The sequence below is a fragment of the Exiguobacterium sp. SL-10 genome, assembly GCF_004337025.1.
GTDB lineage: Bacteria > Bacillota > Bacilli > Exiguobacteriales > Exiguobacteriaceae > Exiguobacterium.
Genome location: NZ_SJUP01000008.1, coordinates 25,607 through 51,786, shown reverse-complemented (window position 1 = coordinate 51,786; position 26,180 = coordinate 25,607). Strand labels below are relative to the sequence as shown.

The window sequence follows — 26,180 nt, the reverse complement described above, 5'->3', positions numbered from 1 at the left end:
CACCATTTTCACGTTCTTGTATCACGTCACTTCAATTCTTGCCCGAGCGGAATGACGACCTCATCCAACAAAGTTCGCCACTGGCGCTTCAATTCAGGTCCATATTTCAACTTCATCGCACCTGGATTCGCTTTTTTATAGCTTGCGAAATCATTATTGCTGATGATACCGCCTATGTTCGGGATTGGGTCAGCCCCAATGTGATATTGAACGGCTGAAGCATGCAATTCATGTTCTTCGACAAACCACGTCTCCGCAAAATCAGAGATTGCTGTTTCGTAAGAACGCGTGAAGTAACTTCGTTTGACCGCAAAGATGTTCTCTTCTTGAATCTCACCGTTATCAATCGCGTTTAAAATCGAACGATACACGTCTTTGACGACTTCAGATTTGTTCAACTTTTGAAGGGCCTTCTCAATCTCTGAGCGGATGTCTTCATTGTTAGCAGAGTAATCTCCGAGTAATTTGTCGATATAACGTGAATCGACATCATATAAAATCGCCGAGTGCTCGCCATAAAATTCTAGGTCGGAGTAGTCAGGAATCTCTCCTTTATCTCCATAATCGGAAGGGTCCTCTGCAACCAATGAGCCTTTGACCGTATTGTAGATAGCCGTATACTCTTCCAACGTTTTCACTTTGTCAGGAAGGGCATTCGACTTCTCCATATCATCGTTGTAGTCGTCATATGTGATCAGCGCCCCAAAAGCATTGTTCAGTTCTTGATATGCCTTCACGAAATCGATGCGTTCATCGATAGGTGAATGTTCGTCAATATCATCCGGTCGAGCCGTTATAGCTTGAAGTGCTTTATGCGCTTTATTGAACCATTTCTTCGACTCTTCATACGTCGGATAGACAAGGCTCGAATCATCATTATCATTCGAATAGAGACGGGTCGCATCCTGGACATTCTTCTCCATGAGCGCCGGCTTCCGGAACGTCACAATCAACCCTTTCGTCTTGTCCGGATACGTCCGGTTCGTCCGTGAGAAGGCTTGAATCAAGTTCGCATAGCTCAAGTTCCGGTCGACGAAGAGCGTCTGGATGGTCGGCGCATCAAAACCTGTAAGCAGTCGGTCAACAACGATGACGAGATCGACTTGATTCCCGAACTCTTTAAACTCGGCTTTCTTGCGGGCGAGACGGTTGTTGATGTCGCCGTTATAACGTTCGACGTCTTCAATTGACCACGCCGTCCCGTAGTAGGCGTTATAGTCGTGAATGACTTGTCTCATTTCGTCCTCGACTTGTTTCGAGTTGTCCTCATTCTCCTGCATCGAGTACGTGATGGCGATTCGTGGGAAGTCTGGATCGTCGATGGTGCGGCCTTTCCGGATTGGTTGGCCGGCAAACTCGTTCGTCATCCAGTCCGGGTCTTCCTTCATCGCCTGGATGGCCTGATAATAGCGTTTCGCCATCGCAATTGAGCTCGTGGTCAGAATCGCCGACTTTTGTGGACGACCGTTCTTGAAGTCGAACTTCGTGTAGGCGTTGTCCGGACGGAACATCTTATGGATGACTTTCTGAATATGTTCGTCTCGCTCATACAAATCATTCGGGATATGTTTCTCCTTCTCGAGCGCGTCCATCTGGTCGATGAGGTCGTTCAACTCGTTATTGGAAAGATGTCCGTGCTTCTCGTCCTGACGCAGAATGCTGAAGATTCGGTTCTTTAGAGAAGTCGGTTCAATCGTGTCCTCATGTTCGACCTGGAAGCCGAGCACGGCCCCGTCTTCAAGCGCGTTCTTGATGGTATACGAATGGAGAAGCTCCCCATACTGGTCACGCGTCGTACGGGCGAGCTGACCTTGTGCCTGTTTCTTGTTCTCATTGAAGATCGGCGTACCGGTGAAACCGAACCATGTCGCGTTCGGAAAGAAGCCTTTGATCGCCTCCATCCCTTCTGCGCTAAGCGCTCGGTGACACTCATCGACGACGAAGACGATATGTTGACCAATCAGCTTTTTGAAGCGATGTGTACCCTTCTCTTCTTCCTGCTTCTGCGCAATTCGGAGCGCTGCCTCGAGTTTCTGTCGTGTCGTGATGATGACCGTATTCGAGTTCGTATCCGACAGGAGAGTCTCACTCAGTTTCTTCGAACTCGACGTTCCGACAATCAAACTGTTGGCTGCTGCGTTCCCTGACGAGATGCCCGTGTTGAACTCCGAAGCGAATTTCGTGAACTCGCTTGTCGTCTGACTGTCGAGGTCCTTCCGGTCAATCAACATAATAGTCCGGTCGACACCAGGCTTCCGAGCGAGGAGTTTCGTCGAGACGAAACTCGTAAGCGTCTTCCCGGACCCGGTCGCGTGCCAGACGAAGCCGGACTCATGTTTCATCGCAGACGTGAAGAGCGCCTCGATGGCGTGGATCTGATATGGATGAAGGACCATGAGGGCCTTGTTGTCCTGGTCCTCGCTGACAATCGTATAGTTCGCGATCAAGCGATGTGCGTCCGGGATGTTCAACATCTGTTTCACGAACTCATACAGATTGTCGACTTTTCGGTTGTCGGTCGTGCGCCAGCTGAAGATGAACTTCCGATGCATGTCCTTCGGAAGCGCGTTCGCGAAATAACGCGTGGTCTTTTCGTTCGAGATGACGAACAGCTGGAGCGTCGAGAAGATGTTGTTGCGGAACAACCCTTCCTCAGCGTACTTCTTGATTTGGTTGTGCGCCTGATACACCCCGTCCTTCGCTGTCACTTTCTTCAACTCAATTTGGACAATCGGAAGACCGTTGATGAGTAGCGTCACGTCGAAACGACGGTCGCGTCCGTCCTCATCCACTCTCTGTTTGGCAATCTGATGCACGACCTCATACGTCGAGATGCCGCCACCGATATCCTGGTTCGAGTAGAGGATAAGTGACATAGAACCGAGCGAGGCATTCTCACGCTCGATAGTGATGCGAGCGATTCCATTCTCCCCTTTTAACCAGCGTGCCGCGTCGAACGGTGTCTGCGTCTTCGAGAGGAGCTCCGTCTTGATGGTGTCGAACTCTTTGTCCGTGATTGGATGTTCACCAATCTCAGATAAGTTGTTGCGCGTGATCTTGTGACGGAGATTGTTCCACAGATCCGTCTCCGATTTCAAATCCGGTCGATAGTTCCATTGGTTATACCCTTCCCCGAGCACCTCGATCAGTCGATGTTCGACCGCGAGCTCATCACTATGTGTCGTCTTCACCACGATTCCCCTTTTCGTCTCATTAGATTATACGAACATCTTTTGAAGGAAGCCTTTTTTCGTCTCTTTCAAAGCGTCGATTTCTTTCTCCTTCAGCTCGATGACCTCATCCAGCTTCCTAAACAACTCACCGATTTTGATTTGTTCATCATACGATGGGATGCGGACAATTTTCTCTTCCATACCTTTTTTTGTGATATGAACCATTGTAGAGCCGTTTTTATCACTCATTATTTTAGCTTTGTCATATTCAAATAATTGAACTATAAAGTGTTTGTCAAATCCATTTTTTAAATCCACTCTCCAAATATGATAATGATATATTACTTTATCCCCTTTCCAAATATGAGGTCCAAAAGATGCTGACCACGTATACAATAAATCATCATAGTTCGCATAATACTTTTCGCCCAATTCTAAATCTGAATAGTACCATGAAGTATTTGTATAAAAGTTTCCTACTCTCAATACTTTATACTTCCCTGAATCCAACAATTCGTTTTGTTTATAAGCTCTTCCGTTAATAAATGTCGCAACATCTTTCAATTCATATAGCGTCCATTCGTCAGTAAAACCTTTAAGGCGAACTTTTGGAATAGTGTCTCCATCTTTAGGAAACATCTTTTGCAAGAAACCTTGTTTGGTTTTTTTGAGGGCTTCCAATTCTTGCTGATGGAGAGCAATCGTATCGTCTAAGTCTTTAAAAAATGAGCCGATTTTAGTTTGTTCCTTTACTTCTGGTAATATAACGTGCATTCCCTTTACAACTTGACTGTTAAGCTTTGGCTGTGCAGTTCCAGAATTATATTTTACATAGTTTTGGTTCTCGAGTACTTGAGCAAGAAAGGTGTTGGAACCATTTTTTGATTGCATAATATGCGCATGGTTATTTACCCAGAACTTTCCTCCGGTTAGATAAGCAATGGGACTATTACGTGTTATTATATTTGCGCCATCCTCAGCTAGTAAGACATACTCTCCTTCAAGAATATAATTGTCTACATAATCGATAATACCTGTAGCACCGTAGTAAGGATACTCTCCTGAAACACGTTTTTCAGATTCAATTGGTATCCTCTTTTCATTAAAGAAATCAGCAACTTCTTTTAAAGAATAAATTTTCCAAGCTTTTTTGAATTCTTTAAATCGTAGCTTAGGTGAAAAAACATTACTCATTTCTTAAACACCTCTAATGCTCCTTGAATCCATTCTTCGTCTTTCTCATCAAATTGAAGTGATGAAATCATCTCATATAGATTTGATTCCAGCTCAGCTTTCTTTTCACGAACTACTTTCAGTTCTTGCCCGATTGATGACAGGTCAATTTGTTCTTCTTCTTCAGATGTATCGACATATCTCGGAATATTGAGATTAAAATCATTCTCCTTGATTTCATCGAAACTCGCAACATAAGCATATTTCTCTGCAATCTCTCGCATTTTGTACGTTTCAACGATTCGGTCAATGTGTTCACTTGAAAGTTTGTTCTGATTCTTGCCTTTGACGAAATCTTTACTCGCATCGATGAAGAGCACATCACGTGTCTCACGATTCTTCTTCAAAATAACGACCGTTGTCGGAATTGAAGTACCAAAGAACATGTTTCCTGGTAACCCGATGACCGCGTCGATACTTCCATCTTCCAACAGCTTCTTACGAATGATGCCCTCTGCTGCTCCACGGAAAAGAATCCCGTGAGGCAAGACAATCGCCATCGTCCCGGAATCTTTCAAGTGATAGAAACCATGAAGAAGGAATGCAAAGTCTGCTTTTGTCTTCGGCGCCAATTTTCCATATCGGTTAAAACGTGAATCGTCGAGGAACGTGTCATCCCCTGACCATTTTGCAGAGTACGGCGGGTTCATGAGGACCGAGTCGAATGTGTACGGCTCATCCGTCGGCCAATCCTTGTTCAATGTATCTCCATTTCTGAGGCGCATGTCTTCACTGTCGACACCGTGGAGAATCAAGTTCATTTTCGCCAAGTTAAACGTCGTCGTGTTCAGCTCTTGTCCGTGGTACTTCACGCTGTCCGGAAAATTGAGATAGTTCCGGACGTTCAACATGAGCGACCCAGATCCCATCGTCGGGTCAAAGACGCTGAAAAGTTTCTTGTCTTCTTGTCCGATGGTGACGATGCGTGCCATCATGTCCGAAACTTGGTGTGGCGTATAGAACTCGCCTGCCTTCTTCCCAGCCTCTGATGCGAATTGACTGATTAGGTATTCATACGCGTCCCCGATGACATCGCCGCCATAACCGACTAAATCGACGTGAGCCAATTTCTTCAATACTTCCGTGATGGTGATGTTCCGCTGCTGATCATCCGACCCGAGCTTCTTCGACGTCAAATCAACATCGTCAAACAATCCATTGAACTGCACATACTTTGAGGCTAAATCAACGAACGCCTTATTTAAATCATTCAATTGGAAGATGTTTTGTTGTGCTTGTTCCGCGAGAACGTTGAACAGGTATTTTGGTTCAATGTCGTAACCGAGCACATCGACGAGTGTCTCAATCAAGTCGTCCTTGATGTCGTCATCCGCCAATAATTCGATGTAGAGTTCTGTCTGTTTCTTCTGCGTGTCATAGTCCTCTAGTGAAGCGTCTGCACTTACAACTACTTTCTCGAGCAGCTTGTCTGAGAGATATTTATAAAAGATGAGTCCTAGTAAGTAGTTCTTGTATTCTGAGGCGTCCATCTTGCTGCGAAGGTTATCCGCTGCGCTGAACAGTTTTTGATTCAATACTGACATGATTATTTCCCCTGTCTGATATTCTAAGTTTCGTGATGAAAAATTATTCTACACTAAGAAGTATACCGTTTTTGCGAAGTTTCTTAAAGCAACACCACATCCATTATTTTACATACCTTAATCATTTTCAGATTGGTTTACTTCTGAAACACTGCTAAGTTTGTTTGCACTTTTCTCATCTAAAAAAAGCCATCTATCGGGGTAAGACGATAGATGGCTTAGGTATGCCCTATTTATCTTTCTTCTCATCTGCTCTTCGGTAGGCTTCAATTTCCTCTATGGTCAAAACAGTAGCACCTGCCTCTAAAGCATGTTTTATATTAGTTAAAAAAGTTGCTTTCAAATCTTTATCAGCTTGTGTGCGTGCAATTAGATATTGTTTAGTTGATAAGTTTGATTCTTTGATTTCGACTTCTTTGATTGTTTTATGTGAAGGAGGTTTTATACTACCATCTTTATTCACACCATTATAACGAGATTTTATTTTTTTATATTCGTCCTGTCTTCTATAAAGTGAATGCGACAGATATTTTTTAGGGTCATACAAGAAATTTCTTGAGATAAGGCGAAAAGGTACTAACAACACCGGTTTATTCATATATTCAATTGCTTTGTCTTTATAAAGAACCCATTCCATCGTCTCATTATCCCATTTATGTCCTAATTTGATAGGTTTTTTAGAAATATAAGTATCGCTGATTTTATACTTTTCAGCTTGCAACAAACTGAACTCTGCAAGTTCAGGAATAATAAGACTAATGATAAGGTCTGACATTCGGTCATTGGCAAAGTTTTTAGTGAACAGCGTCAAGTCCTCCATACTATTCACTAAACCCAGTTCATAAAGATTTTCCATATATACGTAGTCAAAAGCATCCTTTAAAATTTTGTACGAATTGCCTGTTCCAGACGATCCGATTTTGCTGAATCCAAGATGTGTCGATTGTGTTTCTTTCGACTGTCCCAAAATCCCCTTAAATTTATCAGTGTTTTCTGCTAAATATATTTCTTCATGGCTGCTTAAGTCTTCATATATATTTTCAATACTCTTAAAAAAACTATCAATCGTATTTTGCATACGAATGAATAGATATTGATATTCACTTTTTCGATTAGCTTCGTGCTTTATTTTCGCCGCATCTACAAAAAATAGCGAATCAGCGTTAAGATAGATATCAAAAAAATCAAATTTTTCAGGATTTTCTTTTATTTTATAATATCTACTAAATAACTCTTTCTTTGGTTTCTTCATGAATATCTCTCCAATCCTTCGATTCAATTATTATTGAAAAAGACTATTATTCATTATCTGTAAAACCAAAAAGTGCTGACTCCTTTCTACAAACTACGAAAATCATATCACATACTTAACAAAAATAAGAATATACGTTCCCTTTCACTTTAAATATTTTGTCATTTGTCGAATCAGTGCCTCCTGATATCCCGCTCTCCCTTGCCGTTTCATCTCTTCCACGACGTCTTGTAACTGAATATCCGTCACCCGTCCTAGCTTCACCAATCGTTCTGCTGACAACTCAACATTCGGCTCAGACGCCACATAACTCTCTAAATCCATGCACCAGTAATCTAGTTTATCCCCGTAACGTTCTTTCAACCGTGCTGCCATCTGTAGTCCTTCCGGATCAAAGTCTCCGGCATACTTCAATCGACAGCCCGATGCGACGAGCGCGTCTAGTAAGCGATACGCCGCGAGTTTGAACTGACCGTGTGTACAGACGAGCGGTGCATCTGGCACGTCATCGAGTAAGCTAGAGAACACCCCGGAATTCTCGACAATCCATACGGTGTTTCCTTGGCTCGGTCTCACACGGTCCACGTTCAACAGCTCACGCATCGGCACGTTCAAGACACTGTGTGTCGTTCGTGCCCCATGCCACATCGGATGTTCTGTCCCCTCATGTTCCGCCGTCACATTCGCACACGTCACAAAATTGGTGATGTCATCCCGCAGCAACTTAAATTCCAACAACAAGTCGTTCACCCGCTCCGTGTCACTCGGTGGTGGGCCACCTTGCCCACGTTTGACGTGCAGTGCGTGAATCAACAGTCGCCCTAAATCGTTCGTCCGGTCGAACGCATGTGGATTGCCAAGGATGCGCTGCCCAAATACCGGCAGCCGCTCGTAATCGAGCGGCAACCCGTCTAGTGCTTGCGTCAGCTGTCTACAATACAGACCAAACTGATCTGTGCCAAGCATCCGATTGATCCAATGCGTATCGGCTGACTTTTGTTCGATGTGGTTGAACCAAAACGTGAGACTCGGGTACGTCAGCGCGAGCTCACGAAAACGTTCCGTTCGCTGTCCTTCCAATTGGGCAAGCGCTTCTTGTTTCGTCACGAGTACTTCACCGAAATAAGCCTCGAGCAATTCGAGCAACGTCACCCCTTCAAACTTTGTCGTCTGCAGTTTTTTCTCGAACGCTCGAAGTGTCACCGTTTTCTTCAACCGGATTGTCGTGACGTCGTCTCCGAAGAAGCGGGCGATCGCGTAGAGTTCATCGTCTTTATAGGAATGAACCGGTACCGCCCCGCCAACTTTTCCGAGCGAGGCATATTTCTTCCGGAACTGTTCAAACAGACGTGAGAATCCTGTCGACGCTTTGAAATAATGTACGGCTTCTTCAACTAACGACTTCATAACAATGTCTCTTCTCTCGCATGTCGCTTCTCCCCGTCCCATACGTAATGAAGTACGGTGACGTAGTCCGCGTTTTTCGGACGCAACAGCTCACAAATCGACAGCGACGAAATCGTATCGTAATCGCCCCACAGAATTTGTGAGTTCATGATGTAGTCAAAGCCGAGCTGCTCAACAATCTCGAACATCTCACGGATGTTGTTCTCATCGACCCCGGCGAACGCCTCGTCGAGCGAAATGATATACGGCGCTGTATCAGCCGCCTCTTGATAACGCGAGTAACACGCTGTGAAGAGAGGGATGTACATCGCCATCGCTTTCTCCCCGCCGCTGAACTTAAAGAAGTTGTTATTTGTTAGTTCACGCTTCGGTTCATTCGTCCGCTCGAAGTACAATACGAACGAGAACCATTTCCGATAATCGAGCACTTCACGAAGCACTTGCAGGAGCGTCTGTCCGTCCCCGTCTTCTTTGATCATCTGCTTCGCTTTACTCAGTTTCGACCGGAAATGGGTCGTGATCCGCTCGAAGTCCTCGTCTTTCAACAGCTTCGCATCTTGTTTCAAAATATGGACCAAATCTTTCGTGTCGAGTTCTTCCTCACTCTCTGCCGTACGTGGCCGCCATTTGATTGAGAACGTAAGGCCTGACGACGTGTTCCGGCTCTCCATCAACGCATTCATTTTCTCAGTCCATTGTTCGGCGCGGCGAATACGAGAGCGAAGCTTCGTCCCGACCGATTTGAAGAGGATTTCTTCATACAGTTCTTTATCGCTCTCATTCAAGATACTCTCTTGGCGTGCGAACTCCTCCTCGACCGTTCGTTTGACCGCTTGCGGGCTCGCCTGCTGGCCACGTAAGTCGAGCGAGATGATGCGACGTGTCGTCTTCTGTTGCCATATTTCGACTTCTCGTCTGAACCGGTCGTCAACGCCCTGCATCCACGCTTCAAGCGGTAGCTCTTCGGTGAAGTTTCGCATCCGATATTCCATCAAATCATTTTGTTGGTCGATGAACGCTTTCGATAAAAGTTCGTCGGCTTTTGATGCGCTACTCGTAAGTCGTTTCCTGTACACCGCTTCAATCGTTTGGGACACCACTTCAGGATCATCTCCGTCCACGTCGAGTGAGACGACACCTCGTTTCCACTCCGCTTTGAGCGCCATTTCCCATGCTTGCCGCATCTGTTTTGACAGCGTATGGCTATGACTCTTAGCGTCTAGCTTGGTCGCATCCGCCTCAAGTTGTGTTTCTCGAGTCGTGACGAGCTTCCACGATCTACTCAATTCAGACTCAATTCTTGCCAACTCCTCTTGAACAGATTGACTTTGTTGATGGATGTCGTCAGCGTCCTCTTGTTTCAGCTGTTCTTCAATTTTCGCGATATTTTTTCGAACTCGTTCCATCCCGTCCTCGAGTTCGTTCAGTGCACCCATCAGTTCGAGGATGTCCTCTTCTGCTTCCTCGATACTCGTTTCAATCGTTACGAGCCGTTTGTTCGACGCGACCGCATTGTCGTGCTCCCGATGCGTCTCGAGTAATAAATCTTTATAATTCACCATCGCCCGCTTCGCTTGCTCAAACGCGGCTTGCGTCTTTTCTAGTTCAAACGGCTCAGCTAGCGTGTATACCTCACGCTTCAACACGTTGAAGCGCTCACTCGTCTGTTTCAACAGCTCTTCAATCTGACGGCAACGTCGCTCCAGGCTCTCAATCTCAAACCCGACCTTTTGAATCTCTTGGTGGCTCATCCGCAGATCGCGGTCGGAAGGAAACACGTTCCATGCCGCGTCGGCTAACTCGATCTGTTGGCGCAACTCCGCTTGCTCACCACGTAACGTCACGCGCTCGAGTTGAAGTTGTTCAATCTCATGCGTCAACTGTTCAATCTTCTCGTCCCGATAACGTTTCCGAGCAACGCGTCCGAGGAAACGGACGTGTTCGACCGGCACCGCATGTCCTTTCAATTGACCGAGTCGATACGTCCCATCTTCTCGGATCGACGTCTTACTGTCGCCAATAAGAACACTACGGAGCACGTCATCGATTCTGTCTGAAGCAATCCCAGTATCTCCTGGGCTCGGCTTCAAATAATCGGCTAACGTGTGTGCCATCATCTGCGGCGCCGGTAACAGGACTCGGTCGTATGTGACATCTGCCTCGGTGATAAGGGCGTCTAGCATCCCGTTATCAATCAACGCCGCTTCAATCCGTTTCTGAACCTCTACCTCTACCCCGTCCACGAACTCGACGAGCGCATATAACGGCGCGAACACGACTCCGTCGGCCCGCATCTGGTCACGGGCTGCTTTCGTCATCGGATCGATGGCTGGTTCGGGGTCGGTCTTCGCTCTCCATTCAGAAAGCGTCGTCTCGACGTCCTGAATATTCGCATCGATCACGCGTTCCGCCGCTTTCTTCGCGGCAACTTTTTCACGCAGGCGGTTCTGGTAACGGACCACATGTGGTTGAACGAGACGCAACACATCCTCATACGTCGACGGGTCATAATCGTTTCGAAGCGTGCGCTCGATGTGCCCGACCGTTTCTCCTTCGATGTCAAACTCGGGATGCTCATTGGTCCAGCTATATACGTCTGCGAGATGACGCTCGAGATCTTGCTCGAACGTCTTCTTCCAATCATTCTGTTCGTGTTTTCTCTGGTCGCGTACTTGTTGCTCATCGGCGAGTTGCTTGTTTTCCGTTTGGAGCTTTTGCTTCGTCTCTTCGAGCGCCCGCATCCCTTCTGCCACTTTGCCGAGACAGTTCGTATGTTCGACCACTTCTTGTTTCCATGTCAGGAAATCGAAGTCAAGATTTAAGCGTCGATAGTCAGAGACATTCAACTCATGACGGTCGAACGCCGCCTGTTCCGCGTCGTACTCCATATCCTCTATCAGGTCATCAATCGTTTGGAGTGTTGTGCGATAGCTTAGCTGTTCTTTGTCTTTCTCTTGGTTCGCATCAAAGATTCTGCGAGCAGTCTTCGTTCGACGTTCCTCTTGGCGTTGATGATTGCCCGTGATTCTCAGTAGCGCTTCCTTTTCATTTTCCAACTCTTTTGCTAAGTTCCAAACTTTATGCGACGCCAAACGTTGCCTTTGACGCTCTGCCGTCGCTTTGTCTTGCTCGAGTTGTTGAATCAGTTGTTTCAGCGTCTCGACCTCACGCGCCCTTGATGCTTGGAGTTCACGTAAATCCTCAAGCTTTTGCGCTTCCGTCGTCTCTCGTTCGGTCGCCATCCGGTACTCGACGGCGAGGTCGGCCACATGACGCTCATTGTACGCATCGTACGTACGGCTCAATTTCTGCAACGCGATGAGCTCACGCTCGAGCTGCTCGAGTTGTTGCTTCGTTTGATCCATCTGTTCAATCGTGTCGGACAAGTGGCGTAAGTCATCATCTGACAACGGTGGCAACGCTGCCTCGAGAATCTCGTAGATGACGGTCGGCCTGAAGTCTTTCGACAGTTTCGGGCTCCGCAACTGGATGAGCAACTTGATCAACTCTTCATAGGCATCGATTGACTCGAAGCCGAAGACGTGTTTGTTGACGAGCTGCATATACTCGCCTTGCGTCGTAACGACTTTTCCCCCATCCCCGATGACCCGTTCGAGCTCGACCCGTGAGTACGGGATTTTACTCGTCTGTGTCCCTTGGCGGTCGAGTTTATACAACTCGATGTCGATGTTAATGCGACGATTGTCCGTGATGACGAATCCCCAGAATTTGAGGGGCTTCCCACGCTTCGCTTGAAGCCCGATCCCGGTCGTCACATATTGATTCGTCTCGGCCTTCTTGTATTCGATGAACAAATAGCCTGTCCGCTCTTCCCGGTCGACGACTTCTTTCTCGCCGAGTAAATAGTCTTCCATCTTGCGCGCTCTCGAACCGAACGGGTCGAGCCGGTCCGGTGACTTCTTCCCGTCAAGTAACACGGGCAGGAAGCTCTGCATCGTCACGGATTTACCTGATCCGTTACTCCCTCGAAGCAACAGCTTCCCGTCCGAGAAATCGAACGTCTCTTCTGTGTAATACCAAAAATTAAGCAAGCCTGCTCGGTTCATTTTCCAGCGATTTTGCGCCCTCATTTCGTCAGCTCCTCTACAAATTTTTCTGGGTAATATCCAACGGTGCGACCGAACCCGGACTGGATGACAAGGATTCCTGAATCGGTCTCCACATATCCGAACTCCCATTCAAGGAGGAGCGAAACGAGTTCTGCCGCCACTTTTTTCGGTGTGTCTTCACGATATTGTTTTGCCCAACCTGGTCCCCACTCAAGCTGAACCGCCTCGACCATCCGCTCAAATTCGAGCAACGTGACCCGGATCTCGCCCATCTCGTTGACCGGCAGTTCAAGTTTCCTAAGATGACTTGCCACATGCAAAGCGATGCCCGTGATTCCTTTTTGATTCGGGAACAATGTGTAGCGCTGTTTTTGGTCAGGAAGGACGAGCATGGCCGCATTTTTGAACACTTCTAACCGGAACGGCGTGAACTTCTCGAACTCATCCCCGAGCCGGTTCCTGAAGTTACGGATATAGGCGAAGTCTGGATCGTCTTTTGACTCCCGATACACGATTGGCGAGAACATGAGCTTGCGGTATACGCGTTTCCGCCGCTCATCTTCTTTTTGACGGCTCCACTCGCTCGTCAAGATATCTTGAATCGTCTCGTAATTGAATAAGTCCTCTGGGTAAGACCGCATGAAATAGCGGGCATGGACGCTCACTTCGTACAACACTTCTTCCGTCTCGCTCATCGCGAACAAGTCGACGTCCCCGTCGACCGCACGAATCAACTTCAGCTCATCAAGTTGTTTGAGCGCGCGGACGAGCGATTTGCGATGACGGTAGTTCGTCCAATCGAGCGGCAAGTCGCCAGGGTACATCTCTTGAATGTCTTCCGTGATATGGGACAACAAGAACTGCTCATCGACCGACTTGCTTTCTGTAAATGCGAGCGCGCAACAGAAAATTGCGTAGTCCATCGGTTCGGTGAACGCTTGGATGCCCATCCATGGTTTTGGGTCGACCGGGAGCTTCTCAAGTTTGATGAAATGTTGATGCACGATCAAATCAAAGCCGAACTTCTCGGTCACGTAACGTTTCAGTTGATGTTCACGTTCTCGGATTTTTTGGTAGATGGGCGGTTGCTCCGCTCGTAATACCCAAAACTGTTCGAAGAGGATCCCGAGTGCGTCTTGCATCCGTTCATCTACTTTTGTTTCCTCACTCATGACGTCACCTCCTCGTCGATAAAGTGATACTCTACGTTCGGCATCTCAAGTGATCCGTCGGTCGCCCGCAGGATGACACGCTCTTCTTCGAGCGTCACCCGCACGCGGCGACCATACTCCGTTTTGACAATCCGATCTTCCCGCACCATCGCTTTACCAAGCCACGACAATAACAGCTTTCGCACGTGCGGTTCGATGACCGGGAGCGCCTTGATCGAGATGACGCCCGCTTCGATGTATTGTTCAATCGTTTCTTTCTCTTCTTCAAGTTGCTTTAAATGAAGTCGGCGCATCTCCGCAATCTTGTCAGATCGGTCGATGATGGCCCCGGCTTTCGTCGATTCTTTAAATTTCGTCGTCCGCGGTTTCGTCTCGTGCTCGATCGGTGCCTCGTCCCACACGTCGACGTACATGTCGTCGGTCGGAACATGGTCCCCGTAAAGGTGACGCGTATGGAACACGCCGAACACGACCGATGACAGCTCATGGGCCGTTTCGATCGTCTCCATCCCATCGAACCACTTTGCCAAATGCTCGTAATCACGGCGCCGGCTCCGAAATTGTTGATGCCGTTCGCTCATGCGTTGAACGATGCGGGTGATGCGGCGGATAGCCTCGTTCGTCCGTTCTTGCAGACGTTCAAACTCGCTCTCGCCGTGCGTCGTCCCGAGAAACCACGCTCTCAAGTTACGCCACTTTTCGACTAAGTCGATCATCGGGTCCATGTCGTCTTCTTCGAATCGGAACGCCTGATGCTGATGCCGGACAACTTGTTGAAAGAACGGTTCGAGCCGCTTCGTCGTGAGCGACGTCAGCAAGTCCTGAATCTGCATCGCCGTCCGCTGTAACGCGATGATGAAGTCGCGCAAATACGTCGTGAAGCGGTCCTTATAGACGAGGAACGCTTCCGTCTTCATCTTGTCGACGACTTTTTCACTATGGATATAGGCGATATAGTCCGACGTGTTCTGCGTGATTTGACGGAAATAGAGCATGGCATCTTCCCAAAGCTGTGCACATTCGGCGTCGGGCTTTCCGTCTGCCTGAGCAATCGCGTCAAGGACGTGATAGAGCCGCTCGAACTGTGTCTTCTCGAGTGAGCCGCCGAAACTGTCGCCGAGTTGCTCGAGTTGAATCATCATCCGTTCGAACTCGACCGTGTAGGGTGTACATTGGTAGCGAAAACTTTTCTTTTTATATTCTTCAATCGTCTTCGCCTTCCGGTGTTCTTGACTGGCAATCAAGTTGCCCCATTTGACGAGCGACTCCAAATCTTGGTGCAACCCGTCCATCGTGTATTCTTTAAATTCTATGTATTGCTTCAAGTACGCATAAATCTCTTCCGGATATAAAAATTCACGCATCCGTTCATGCTGGATGTAGAAGTAACGTAAAATCGGACGATAGCTCCATGCCTTCTCCGCCGTCAAATACGTCGCTTCTCTGATTTTCTTTTGCAGCCCTGGTCGCATACGGTTGCCCCTCTCTATGTTCTCCATGATTAAGCATAATACAGATCAGGGAAAGCGGAAATAGAGCATTCCTGTTTTTGGAAAGTGATGAACAATTTTGTGCAAGGTTAAAAAAACGAGCCAAGGATAGAAATCCATAGCTCGTAAAAAATATATGTTTTAAACGCATTCATTACTTTAACAAGCGCTTTTTCAGCTAATAAATAGTCAACAAATAACCCATATCCTTTTCGATGAAGTATCGCATGACAGTTTGGACCAACAGGTCTTAAGTCTTTTACAGAATCCACCGCATAATTCTATGTATCTCGTAGATTAATTTACTAGGTCCATCCAATACAAATATTTGAATATATTATTTTAATTTTTAAAAATATGTTGCATTCTTAATTTTGTGAATTAAGTCACAAATAATTTTCGGGTTTTCTACTAACAAATTTACTTAAGAATCGGGAATAACATTATAAACAGAACATACGTTCTTTTTCGTATTATATATTCATACCATATAAAAAAAATAAGAAGGTTGATATAATGTCTCAAATATTGACTGTAAGAATTAAATTAAAACTAACTGCTTTTCAAGAATCAATTTTGTTTGCTATGAACAGGGATTATATAACTACGGTAAACTATTTGGTAACAGAAATGGTTCGAGAAAAAAAGATTATTCAATATACAAGTAAATCAGTAAGTGCTAACTTACCTAGCGCAGTTAAAAATCAAACAATCAAAGATGCAACAAGTGTATTTCGAAAAGCTCGGAAAAAGGATTTTGCGAAAATTCCCATTTTGAAAAAACCGATTTGTATTTGGAACAACCAAAACTATTCTATAGGTGTCAACAGCGGTTTAAAATTCCCTCTTAATAACGGATTAAAAATCCCTTTTTTACACGTTACTCTTGGAAACTATCGACACGGGTCGGCTGGATGCCGGCCCGTTTCTTTTCCCTCATCCGATATGAATCTCCCCGAATGTTAAAAGTGGTCGCATGATGAAGAAGGCGATCTAAAATTGCGGTTGCCAAAACCTCGTCACCAAATATTTTTCCCCATTCAATATATGACTTGTTTGAAGTCAGGATGATCGAGCCTCTCTCATATCTCTTCGAGATGATTTGAAACAGCGCATTCGCACTGATGGCGTCGAACGGAAAATAACCGATTTCATCTAGAATGAGTAGCTCGGATCGACAGTACCTTTTGATGATACGAGGAAGAAGGCCAGATTTCTCTGCTTTTTGACACTCCTCGACAAAATCGTTCGCGGTAATGAACGAAGTCCGATAACCTTTCGTGACAGCTTCCGCAGCGATTGAAATTGCCAAGTGTGTCTTCCCCACCCCCGGCGGGCCCAATAATAATACATTGAAGCCGTTATCGATGAACCGACAGGTCATCACCTCCCTGACGCGCTTTTCATTGATGCTCGGCTGAAACGCAAAGTCGAAGTCTTCTAGCGTCTTAAAATAGGGGAGTCTGGCACGTTTTATTCGTTTCGATAGCTCTGTTGATTCACGGTGTTCGATTTCCGTCATCAGAATACTGTTTAGAAAGTCCGAATATGCTACATTATTCTTGGAGGCATCTTCAAGGATTCCTTCAAGCTGGTTGGCCGACAATTGCCATCCAACTTTTTCTAAGCGTTCAGTGAGAAGGTCCGTGTTCATTCGTGATCGCTCCTTTCGAACTGTTCGTACACTTGAAGGGAACGACGTTCCACTTCAGGAATATCGGGCTGGAGACGACGGGTCGGCAAACCTTTTTGAGTCGTTTCTAGCCCTTTGTAATGCTCTAAATTTAATTGATACTTCAAGTTCCCGGAGGCAATCGGATGTTGGGCGATTTGTTCGCCATCAGCGTAGACCTCGAGATGATGGTCGAGGGTGATTCTAATTCGTACATGCTGTCCGACGAACCGGAACGGAACTGAATACTGTCGTCCTTGGTAGGACACAAAACAGTCTTTGCTTACTTGACGTGTTTCCCAGCGATGGACCGGATAATGCGGCTTCAAATGTCCTGGTGCTAGAAAACCTTGTTCGATCTCGAAGCGTTTCTCAGGTGACTCTTTCGTCGTATCGTTTTTCTTTTTATTGGCCGTGTTTTGTAGCCACTCGAGGACGTCACGATTTAATTGTTCCAATGTCTTTCCGATACGTCGTTTGAAAAAGTTCTGTTTCATATAGCCGAATGAGCGCTCGATCTTCCCTTTCGTCTGTGCCCGTCTGGGCTTGCACGCCTTCGGCGTAATCCCATAATAGGCCAAGAAATCTTCGAACTTCTGATTGAACTTGATACCGTTTGGGTTGTGGCTGATGACCGCAGTTTTCATGTTGTCATAGAGAATCTGTTGCGGTACGCCATTGAAGAAGGCGAACGCATTCATATGGCACTTCATCAGAGTCTCCAGCGTCATGTCGGTCGTGAACTCGATGTATCGCATCCTTGAATACCCGAGGATGATGGAGAAGGCATACACCATACGCATTTCACCGTCTACTTCATACGTCCCGACATCACTCCAATCCATCTGTCCCTGTCGTCCAGGCGGCGTTTCAAACCTGACGGTAGCCTGCTTTTTAGGCTGAAGTCTGTAAGGTCTCACGTACTCTCTCAGAATCGTCATTTTCCCTTCATAGCCTAGCTTTTGAATCTCATCGAACAGAACCTCGCAATTGGTTGTACCTTCTTTGATACGTTCGTTTATGTAGTCTTTGTAGAGTTCGAGTTTTCCTTTCCTCTTTTTCCGCTTCACTTTCGTAGGTGCATTTTCCATCTTCAAATACTTTCGGATTGTCTTAGGATCATATCCCGTCTCGTCAGAGATGGCTCTGATTGTCCATCCTTTGCTTCTTAACTCACGAATCATAAAAAATCCCTCACTTCGGATCATGTCTCACACTCCATTTTCAGGTTGTCAGAATCATTATCCGTTAATTTGAGGGATTTTTAATACGTTGATATAAGGGATTTTAACAGCGTTGATTACATATAGGTTTAGATTATGTCTCTTTACCAATAATGATTAACAATAAAGTGAGTAGAACCAAACTGTTTGCACATATAACTGAGAAAGATTTTATTAAATTATCTACACATAAATTAGGCACTTTGCGTATTCTAAGAAAGAATAATAAATGGATTGCTCAAATTTCTATAACTATATGTAGACGTCAAGTTGATTTTGACACTTTTTGCTCGTTTGCCTTTTACAGTTCTGCCGAAAACAATGATTTCCGGTTCCTCATCCGATGACTGTCGTCATCACTATGTATGATTTCGACGCGATGGAGTAAGCGGTCCAGTATCGCAGTCGTGATGCCCTGGTCCCCGATCAATTCGCCCCATTGATCGGGGCTTTTGTTCGAGGTCAGGATGATCGAGCTGCGCTCATAAAGGTGGTTGACGAGATGGAAGAAGAGATTGGCTTCTCGTTGGTCCATGGCCATATACATCAGGTCATCGATGATGACCAGGTCCGAATCTCGCAACCTTTTTAACTGGATCTTCGACTTGCTTGAGAACTCTTCACTTTTTAATAGTTGGACGAGTTCGCCCATCGTGACGAAGTATACCTTGAACCCGTGGTTGACCGCCTCGATTCCCAGCCCCACAGCCAAAAACGTCTTTCCGACGCCCGGAGGGCCCAAGAGGATCAGGTTGTACTGTTGTTCGAGCCAGTTGAGCTGTTTCAACTGCTTCAGCTGTCGGGCGGTTAGTGCGGTCTGTTCCTCTAAATTGAACTCCGAGAGGGATTTAATGAACGGGAATCGGGCCCACTTCATTCGTCTCTCCAAACTTTTAGCGTCTCGTTTGGCGCGTTCATGGTTCGTGATGGCACTTAGAAATTCGATATACGTCCAGGAGGCCATTTCGGCCTCTCTCAAAATCTGTGGGAGGGCGTCAGCCGTCTCGGCGAGACGAAGCTGCCGAAAGTCCTGTTGTAACTCGGAAACGCTTCGACTCATTTTGCCGTCACCCCTTTCAGGATGTCGGTGTAGGCTTGGATCGGTCTCGTTGCGACCTGTATCCCGGATTTCTTCGGACGTTCGGTATCGGGTTTTGTATCACACCCATCGTCCGCGAGGATCGCGAGATAGTGGACCACGTCTCGGAAATCGTTGGCGCTGAACAGACTCTCTTGCGAACACTTTTCCAGTGCCATCGTTAAGTGACTGGGATACATGGTCGCGACGTCCCTGATGATGTTGAACTGGTCACGTCGGTATCTCGGGTAACGCTTTGAGAGCTCACCCAGATAATCGGACGCCGCCTCTCTGTCCTCGAAATAGGTGAGGACCTGTTGCTTCAGTTCTTCGATTCCTTTGGAACGATCCCGAAGATGGTCACGGCGTTGAATCAGTTTTCCGCTCTCTTTGCTGACCCGGTGGTCTGCGATCACTTCTCCCTCGGGAGATTCGCGAATCAATAACCGTTCCTGTTCGGTCACCTCGAGGAACACCATCTTCTTCTTGACCGATGAGTAGGTCCCGATTGGGACGGTGTAACGGTTTGAGCGATAACGGATTGTGTTGTCCTTGCTGACGTTCCTTGCTATACTTTCGGTACGGATACTTTCGAAAGAGAGTAGCGATAAGACCGGTTGTAAGTGTTGTTTTTCGACGGAGAACACTTCAGCTGGTCTTTTTTTCGTTGTCTGATGGACGTTATGATTCCCTGTCCTCTCCAACCATCTCATGGAACGGTCGTTCCAATCCTCGATATGCCGGTACACTCGGCTGTCCGCGAAGTTCCGTTTGATGTACTTCACGACATTCTCGATCATACCTTTTGACTCCGGGTCGGCCCGACGACATAAGTGGATTCTAAACTTTCGTTCGTTCACGTAGGCTTGAAACTCATTGGTCAATAGGACGTCACCTGCGTTCTCGTTGATTGCGATGAGGTGATCCTGGTCGTAAACGATTTCAGAAGGGCGCCCACCATAGAATTGAAACGCATTTTCGTGGCAGTGAATGGTGTCCTTGGTGGTGAACGGTCGTTCTCTCCATTCGACATATTTCATCCGAGAGTGCGCAAGTACGAACGCGATGAAATAAAGCTTTATCATTTTTCCATCTTTAGTCCGTTGTCTGGTCTCACCCCAGTCCACCTGTATTTGCTTGCCCATCGGTTGTTCTGGGATGGCCTCGTAATGGCGGACGACCCTTTTCTTTTCAATCTGATAGATTTCTCGGATTTCCTTCACGTATGTCCTGACCGTGCTCGATCCGACCGAGAGGTCGGGATATCTTTCAAGTAACCAGTCATGGACTTGTGCGCTGCTCAAATGCGGATACTCCTCCAACCATGCAATGATCCAGTCTCGATAAGCATCGAGCTTCTTCTTTCGTGAACAGGCTTTCCCGTCAAATTCATGTAGGGCATCTTCATATGTCATCTTCAGGTACTTATATACCGTCGGTCTCGATACCTTCAGTGCTGTGGCGATTTGAGCCACTTTCATGCTTTGCTGATACATTTGATGAATCTTGATGTGTAGCACTAACTTTTCCTCCAAATCGATTCCCTCCAGATAAAATAGCCTCAACTAATCTATCGGAGTTCTGTTCTGATTTTTCGGCAATAGTGTAAAATCGTATCGAGCAAAAACTGTCAATTTTATTCTAGCGTTCACACTATATCGCTATCATCAGTCCAAGATATAAATAAAAATGTGATGGGAGTCGATCTAGGTCTTAAAGTTCCAGCAGTAGTATCAACGAACCAAAACAAAGTAAAATTCTTTGGTAATGGAAGAGAAAATAAATATATGAAGAGAAAATTTCATGTAACACGAAAAAAGCTCGGAGTTCAAAAGAAACTCCAAGCAATAAAAAGACTTAGTGATAAAGAACAAAGATGGATGATAGATAAAGATCACAAAACAAGCCGAGCAATAGTTGAATTTGCAAAACAAAATGATATCTCTATCATCCATCTTGAAAAATTAACTAATATTCGTAAGACGGCAAGAACAAGCCGTAAAAACAACAGAAATTTGCACACTTGGTCCTTCTATCGCCTTTCGAAATTCATCACTTATAAAGCATCTTTGGAGGGAATCCAAGTAAAATACGTCGACCCTGCTTTTACTAGTCAATCTTGCCCCAATTGCGGCCAGAAAAACAAAGCAAAGGATCGAACGTATTCTTGTTCCTGTGGATTCAAAAAGCACAGGGATATAGTTGGTGCGATGAACGTATGTCACGCACCTGTGATTGATGGTAACAGTCAATCAGCCTGAGAACCTATAAGGTCTGTCTCAGGAGGGGTGATGGCACACCCTTATCTCAGAGCTTGAACAAAACAGAAATGGACTGCGTTCGGATAAGCATTTGAGAATCCCGTTTTAGCCTACTAATACATTAGCTTTTAGTAGGTCTCATTCAGGAATGTCACATCATGCCGCCCATTCCACCCATGCCGCCCATGTCAGGCATGCCGCCGCCAGCGCCTGCTGGTTCTGGCTTGTCTGCGATGACCGCTTCCGTTGTGAGGAACATGGCTGAGACGGATGCTGCGTTTTGAAGCGCTGAGCGCGTCACTTTCGCCGGATCGACGATACCGTGAGCGATCATATCGACGTACTCACCAGTTGCGGCGTTGTAGCCGATGCCGACCGACTCGTTCTTGAGCTTCTCGACGATGACCGAACCTTCTTCGCCTGCGTTTTCCGCGATTTGACGGACCGGTGCTTCGAGGGCACGGAGGACGAGTTTGACACCTGTCGCTTCATCCGCTGTCACTTCTGCAAGCAACGCACGAACGGCTGGGATGACGTTGATGAAGGCTGTACCACCACCTGCGACGATGCCTTCTTCGACCGCTGCGCGTGTCGCGTTGAGCGCGTCTTCGATGCGGAGCTTACGTTCTTTCAATTCAGTCTCCGTCGCTGCGCCGACTTTGACGACGGCTACACCGCCAGCGAGTTTCGCGAGACGCTCTTGGAGTTTCTCCCGGTCGAAATCAGACGATGTCTCTTCGATTTGGTTGCGAATCGTTTGAACGCGTGCTTTGATCGTTGCTTCGTCTCCAGCACCTTCGACGATCGTTGTCGTGTCTTTCGTGACGACGACTTTCGATGCGCGTCCGAGCTGTTGGAGCGAGGCCGACTTGAGCTCGAGGCCGAGGTCTTCTGTGATGACTTGGCCGCCTGTGAGCGTCGCGAGGTCTTCGAGCATCGCTTTACGACGATCGCCGAAGCCTGGTGCCTTGACCGCGACCGCGTTGAACGTACCACGGAGCTTGTTCAAGACGAGTGTCGCGAGCGCATCGCCTTCGATGTCTTCTGCGACGATCAAGATTGGTTTCCCTTGTTGCACGACTTGCTCGAGCACTGGGATGATTTCTTGGATGTTCGAGATCTTCTTATCGGTGATCAAGATGAACGGGTTGTCGAGCACCGCTTCCATCTTGTCTGAGTCTGAGATCATGTATGGTGAAAGATATCCGCGGTCGAACTGCATCCCTTCGACGACGTCGAGTTCAGTCGTGAAGCCGCGTGACTCTTCGATCGTGATGACGCCGTCGTTGCCGACGCGTTCCATCGCTTCCGCGATCAACTCGCCGACTTCTTCGTCCGCTGCCGAGATGGCCGCAACTTGAGCGATCGCTTCTTTCGACTCGATCGGTTTCGAGATGAGCTTGAGCTCTTCGAGTGCACGACGAACCGCTTTGTCGATTCCTTTACGGAGGATCATCGGGTTCGCGCCCGCTGTCACGTTTTTGAGACCTTCACGGATCATCGCTTGAGCGAGGACTGTCGCTGTCGTTGTACCGTCCCCTGCGACTTCGTTCGTCTTCGATGCGACTTCGGCAACGAGCTTCGCGCCCATGTTTTCGAAGTGGTCTTCGAGTTCGATTTCTTTCGCGATTGTCACGCCGTCATTCGTGATGAGCGGTGAGCCGAACTTCTTCTCGAGGACGACGTTGCGTCCTTTCGGTCCGATTGTGACTTTTACCGCGTCAGCGAGTGCGTCGACACCGCGAAGCATCGCGTGACGTGCGTCTTCTGAGAATTTGATTTCTTTTGCCATTGTTCATTTCCCCCTAAAAAAGTTTTTGAAGAATGGTGAGTCTTAGCCTACGATTGCGAGAATGTCGCTCTCTCGAACGATTAAGTATTCTTTGCCTTCATGCTTCACTTCGGTACCCGCGTATTTCGAGTAGATGACCAAATCATTTTCTTTGACGTCGAGCGCGATCCGCTCACCTTGGTCCGTGACGCGGCCTGTACCGACTGCGAGGACGCGTCCTTGTTGCGGCTTTTCTTTCGCCGTATCAGGAAGCACGATGCCTCCGATCGTCTTTTCTTCTTTCTCCACGACTTCGATGATGACGCGATCGCCTAGTGGTTTTAACATAGAAAAAACCTCCTCCGAATATGAATGATGTATCGTTGAATCGTAAGTTTTAGCACTCATCAAAAAGGAGTGCTAACATTGATTAGTGTAGTATGAGACGCCTGAAAATGCAAGCGGGAACATCGAAAAAATGCTCCCACTCGCGGTCAAGAGACCTTATTTGATACAATGGTCAAAAGGAACGTTGACTCTTAGAAATAAGGACGTGTTGAATTGGCTACACTAAACTCAAACCAATCGATAAATACCCGTTTTTCGATGGCGCCTAACATTCGGATTCGGCATATCATCCCGATTCTGCTATACGCGTTTGTTCAATTCTTTCCAGTATTGATTAGCGGAGTGCGACCAGAATGGATCACGCCGACGGCGACCGGTCTCTGGTTCGCCATCGGGTTCAGCTTGACGATCGTCATCTCGGTCTTCTTGCTCTGGCCTGACTTAAAGTTGTATAAACAACAGGGCATCCAGTCGAACTTGAACGATACGGTCAAATGGATCGGCCTCGGGATTCTCATGCAGTACGGGCTCGTCATCGTCGCCAACTTGATCGAGACGTGGATCTCGGGTGACGTCATGGGTTCCCAGAACACCGAGCAAATCGCGGATATCGTCCGACTCGTTCCGGTTATGACGCTCTCAGTCGTCTTACTTGGACCGATTATGGAAGAAATTTTGTTCCGCCACATCTTGTTTGGCAACTTGAGCGCCCGCTTCGGGTTCTGGATTGCCTTCGCGGTCAGCTCGCTCTTGTTCGCGTTCATCCATGGTGACAACAAGATTCTTGTTTACGTGGCGATGAGCTTCGCCTTCACGGTCGCGTATGCCAAGACGCGTCGCTTGATCGTTCCGATCGCGATTCACGCGTTTAACAACGCGCTCGTCATGGTCGTACTATTCTTAATGTAGAAATGAGGTGGCATTGATGCCGCGACACTTAAAAGTTATGTTTTTGTTCAGTCTCTCATTCGGGATTCTGTTCACCGTCCTCGCCTACTACTCGGTACAAGAGTACGGCTTCAGCTTCTGGACGTACTTCATCATCGCCGTAGCCGCGTATGACTTCTTCAAGGTGTATCAGATTTTAACGCTCGCCCGAAAAGCGAAAAAAGAAAAGACCGATAAATCGGCATAACGAAAGCCCGGGCTTAAGAGCTCGGGCTTTTCTTCATGTACACAATATTTGTCGTATCAATCGTTTCATCGAGTATGGTACGTCGAATCAAGAGCCCCCGTCGTACCATCACCAGTCCGACGATGACGTATAGCGTATCAAGCAACGGAACGGTCGTCTCATCAAAGAACCAGACGACGATAAAAAATACAAAAATCGTCACGAATGAGAGCGACGATACCAACTTTGAATCGACCTTCTGTTTCAGCGCTATGACTGTCTCGGCGTCAAACCGTTCGAGACGGTCATGATAATAGGTGTGCACGACAACACCGAACGCCGCCCACGTGATCATGACGAACTCACCATGCCACCAACCCAATACAAACACAATTGGGTTAAACAACAGAAACGCAATTAATAGTTTTTTCCTCATCGAGTCCCTCCTTACGATAAAGGCCTTCATTCACCTCGCGTTCGATTTGCCGATGGAGCAAATACGCGTCGAATGTCCGCGCCAGCTTATTGTCGTACCAGTTCTGTCATCTCGTCTTTGTCACAACCAGATGCCTTATCTCTCATCCTGTTCCATTGCTTGCTCATACGTATGTATCTCATTCATCAAGAACAGTCCTTTCGTCGCAAACAAATACGTCAACGCGGTCAGTGCGAACTGTTGTGTCGATTGCGTCAAATGCGGCGCACCAAACCCGATTAAGAAGATGACAATGAACACGATGATCGCGAAGAGCCACGTCTTCTCACTCGAACGCCAACACAGGCGCTCTCGCGTAAAGGTCGGATACTGTCCGGCCTTTCGTCGGTGCCACCGATAAAATAACACACTCGCGATGAGAAACAACAAATGCGAGGACACACCGAAAAGAACGGCTGCCGCCACTAAACCGATACTCACCGCTACCGCCATGTTACGCCCGCTCATCTTTTCCCCTCCTCTGTTCAATTTATACGAAGAAAACTAATCAAAGTTTCATTCGCTTTTGAAAAAGAAATCAATCTGCGTTATATTTGATAGGTTAACTATCAAATAAGGAGAGATACGATGAAGAAAGCACTTCTCGCGATGGTCGCTTCCCTGTTTCTCGTCGCCTGCTCAAACGAAGACGACCTGTCTACATACGAAGAGTATGGCGTGCTTGAGGAGACGATTGATATCGCGCAGTATGAATCAAAAATCGAGACGGACAATGACGGCAACCGCGTCATCTTGTTTTATGACGATGAACGCGTGGCCTATAAGAGCGTCTATGTAAAAGACGAGCGTCATTTGAAAATCATCAGTACGGACGATGAGGCCCCGCTCTATAACGACACACTCTAACACACAGCCCCCTTCACGCGAAGAGGGCTG

General features: G+C 47.0%; 20 protein-coding genes. 4 read left to right on the top strand and 16 right to left on the bottom strand.

The genetic code is table 11. The annotated features are described in order from the left end of the window. Positions 1-26 precede the first annotated feature (26 nt). The 12 genes from EVJ33_RS10185 to istA (EVJ33_RS10130) all read right to left on the bottom strand — a co-directional run bounded on the left by EVJ33_RS10185 (position 27) and on the right by istA (EVJ33_RS10130) (position 20,834). Positions 27-3,191, bottom strand: coding sequence for a type I restriction endonuclease subunit R (locus EVJ33_RS10185; protein WP_483297310.1), 3,165 nt, complete (start codon positions 3,189-3,191; stop codon positions 27-29). Between the two features lie 27 nt (positions 3,192-3,218). Then, the gene (locus EVJ33_RS10180; RefSeq protein ID WP_131436790.1) at positions 3,219-4,367 is read right to left on the bottom strand and encodes a restriction endonuclease subunit S; all 1,149 of its coding nucleotides are present in this window, start codon (positions 4,365-4,367) and stop codon (positions 3,219-3,221) included. After that, a complete protein-coding gene (locus tag EVJ33_RS10175; protein ID WP_131436788.1) occupies positions 4,364-5,950 on the bottom strand; it encodes a type I restriction-modification system subunit M in 1,587 nt (528 codons plus the stop codon). Before EVJ33_RS10175 ends, EVJ33_RS10180 begins: the two co-directional genes overlap by 4 nt. Positions 5,951-6,179: 229 nt before the next feature. Beyond that, a complete protein-coding gene (locus EVJ33_RS10170; RefSeq protein ID WP_131436786.1) occupies positions 6,180-7,202 on the bottom strand; it encodes a hypothetical protein in 1,023 nt (340 codons plus the stop codon). A gap of 144 nt (positions 7,203-7,346) precedes the next feature. Continuing rightward, on the bottom strand, positions 7,347-8,609 hold the full coding sequence (locus EVJ33_RS10165) for a TIGR02679 family protein (protein ID WP_161566929.1): 1,263 nt from the start codon (positions 8,607-8,609) through the stop codon (positions 7,347-7,349). Continuing rightward, complete coding sequence (locus EVJ33_RS10160) at positions 8,606-12,700, bottom strand: TIGR02680 family protein (RefSeq protein WP_161566928.1); 4,095 nt, start codon at positions 12,698-12,700, stop codon at positions 8,606-8,608. The genes EVJ33_RS10165 and EVJ33_RS10160 overlap by 4 nt, the downstream gene beginning before the upstream one ends. Continuing rightward, positions 12,697-13,851 carry a TIGR02678 family protein gene (locus EVJ33_RS10155; protein ID WP_131436780.1) on the bottom strand — a complete coding sequence of 385 codons (1,155 nt, stop codon included), beginning with the start codon at positions 13,849-13,851 and terminating at the stop codon, positions 12,697-12,699. Before EVJ33_RS10155 ends, EVJ33_RS10160 begins: the two co-directional genes overlap by 4 nt. Next, positions 13,848-15,323, bottom strand: a complete 1,476-nt coding sequence (locus tag EVJ33_RS10150) for a TIGR02677 family protein (protein ID WP_131436778.1) — start codon at positions 15,321-15,323, stop codon at positions 13,848-13,850. The genes EVJ33_RS10155 and EVJ33_RS10150 overlap by 4 nt, the downstream gene beginning before the upstream one ends. Positions 15,324-16,221: 898 nt before the next feature. Further along, complete coding sequence (istB, locus tag EVJ33_RS10145; RefSeq protein WP_131436776.1) at positions 16,222-16,995, bottom strand: IS21-like element helper ATPase IstB; 774 nt, start codon at positions 16,993-16,995, stop codon at positions 16,222-16,224. After that, positions 16,992-18,221, bottom strand: coding sequence for an IS21 family transposase (gene istA, locus EVJ33_RS10140; protein WP_131436775.1), 1,230 nt, complete (start codon positions 18,219-18,221; stop codon positions 16,992-16,994). The genes istB (EVJ33_RS10145) and istA (EVJ33_RS10140) overlap by 4 nt, the downstream gene beginning before the upstream one ends. A gap of 316 nt (positions 18,222-18,537) precedes the next feature. After that, positions 18,538-19,296 (bottom strand): IS21-like element helper ATPase IstB, encoded by a 759-nt coding sequence (gene istB, locus EVJ33_RS10135; RefSeq protein ID WP_131436773.1) that lies wholly within the window; start codon positions 19,294-19,296, stop codon positions 18,538-18,540. Beyond that, the gene (istA, locus tag EVJ33_RS10130; RefSeq protein ID WP_131436978.1) at positions 19,293-20,834 is read right to left on the bottom strand and encodes an IS21 family transposase; all 1,542 of its coding nucleotides are present in this window, start codon (positions 20,832-20,834) and stop codon (positions 19,293-19,295) included. Before istA (EVJ33_RS10130) ends, istB (EVJ33_RS10135) begins: the two co-directional genes overlap by 4 nt. A gap of 90 nt (positions 20,835-20,924) precedes the next feature. On the opposite strand from istA (EVJ33_RS10130), the gene EVJ33_RS10125 reads away from it, so the two are divergent. Beyond that, the gene (locus EVJ33_RS10125; RefSeq protein ID WP_483297311.1) at positions 20,925-21,575 is read left to right on the top strand and encodes an RNA-guided endonuclease TnpB family protein; all 651 of its coding nucleotides are present in this window, start codon (positions 20,925-20,927) and stop codon (positions 21,573-21,575) included. Positions 21,576-21,726: 151 nt separating this feature from the next. Here the strand turns inward: EVJ33_RS10125 and groL are convergent, their stop codons facing one another. Both groL and groES read right to left on the bottom strand, forming a co-directional pair. Beyond that, positions 21,727-23,367, bottom strand: a complete 1,641-nt coding sequence (gene groL, locus EVJ33_RS10120; protein ID WP_131436771.1) for a chaperonin GroEL — start codon at positions 23,365-23,367, stop codon at positions 21,727-21,729. A 42-nt stretch (positions 23,368-23,409) separates the two neighbouring features. Beyond that, positions 23,410-23,694: a co-chaperone GroES gene (gene groES, locus EVJ33_RS10115; RefSeq protein WP_021065365.1), complete on the bottom strand. Its 285-nt coding sequence runs from the start codon at positions 23,692-23,694 to the stop codon at positions 23,410-23,412. A 213-nt stretch (positions 23,695-23,907) separates the two neighbouring features. Between groES and EVJ33_RS10110 the strand changes: the two genes are divergently transcribed. Both EVJ33_RS10110 and EVJ33_RS10105 read left to right on the top strand, forming a co-directional pair. Beyond that, entirely contained in the window at positions 23,908-24,603 is a 696-nt protein-coding gene (locus EVJ33_RS10110) for a CPBP family intramembrane glutamic endopeptidase (RefSeq protein ID WP_236634597.1), read from the top strand. Between the two features lie 16 nt (positions 24,604-24,619). Next, positions 24,620-24,829, top strand: coding sequence for a YdiK family protein (locus EVJ33_RS10105; protein WP_021065367.1), 210 nt, complete (start codon positions 24,620-24,622; stop codon positions 24,827-24,829). A 13-nt stretch (positions 24,830-24,842) separates the two neighbouring features. Here EVJ33_RS10105 and EVJ33_RS10100 read toward each other — a convergent pair whose 3' ends face one another. Together EVJ33_RS10100 and EVJ33_RS10095 are read right to left on the bottom strand one after the other, a co-directional pair. Continuing rightward, positions 24,843-25,244: a hypothetical protein gene (locus EVJ33_RS10100; RefSeq protein WP_131436769.1), complete on the bottom strand. Its 402-nt coding sequence runs from the start codon at positions 25,242-25,244 to the stop codon at positions 24,843-24,845. A 135-nt stretch (positions 25,245-25,379) separates the two neighbouring features. After that, positions 25,380-25,751: a hypothetical protein gene (locus tag EVJ33_RS10095; protein WP_131436767.1), complete on the bottom strand. Its 372-nt coding sequence runs from the start codon at positions 25,749-25,751 to the stop codon at positions 25,380-25,382. Between the two features lie 120 nt (positions 25,752-25,871). Here EVJ33_RS10095 and EVJ33_RS10090 point away from each other — a divergent pair, with 120 nt between their 5' ends. Beyond that, positions 25,872-26,150, top strand: coding sequence for a hypothetical protein (locus EVJ33_RS10090; RefSeq protein ID WP_131436765.1), 279 nt, complete (start codon positions 25,872-25,874; stop codon positions 26,148-26,150). Positions 26,151-26,180: the final 30 nt, after the last annotated feature.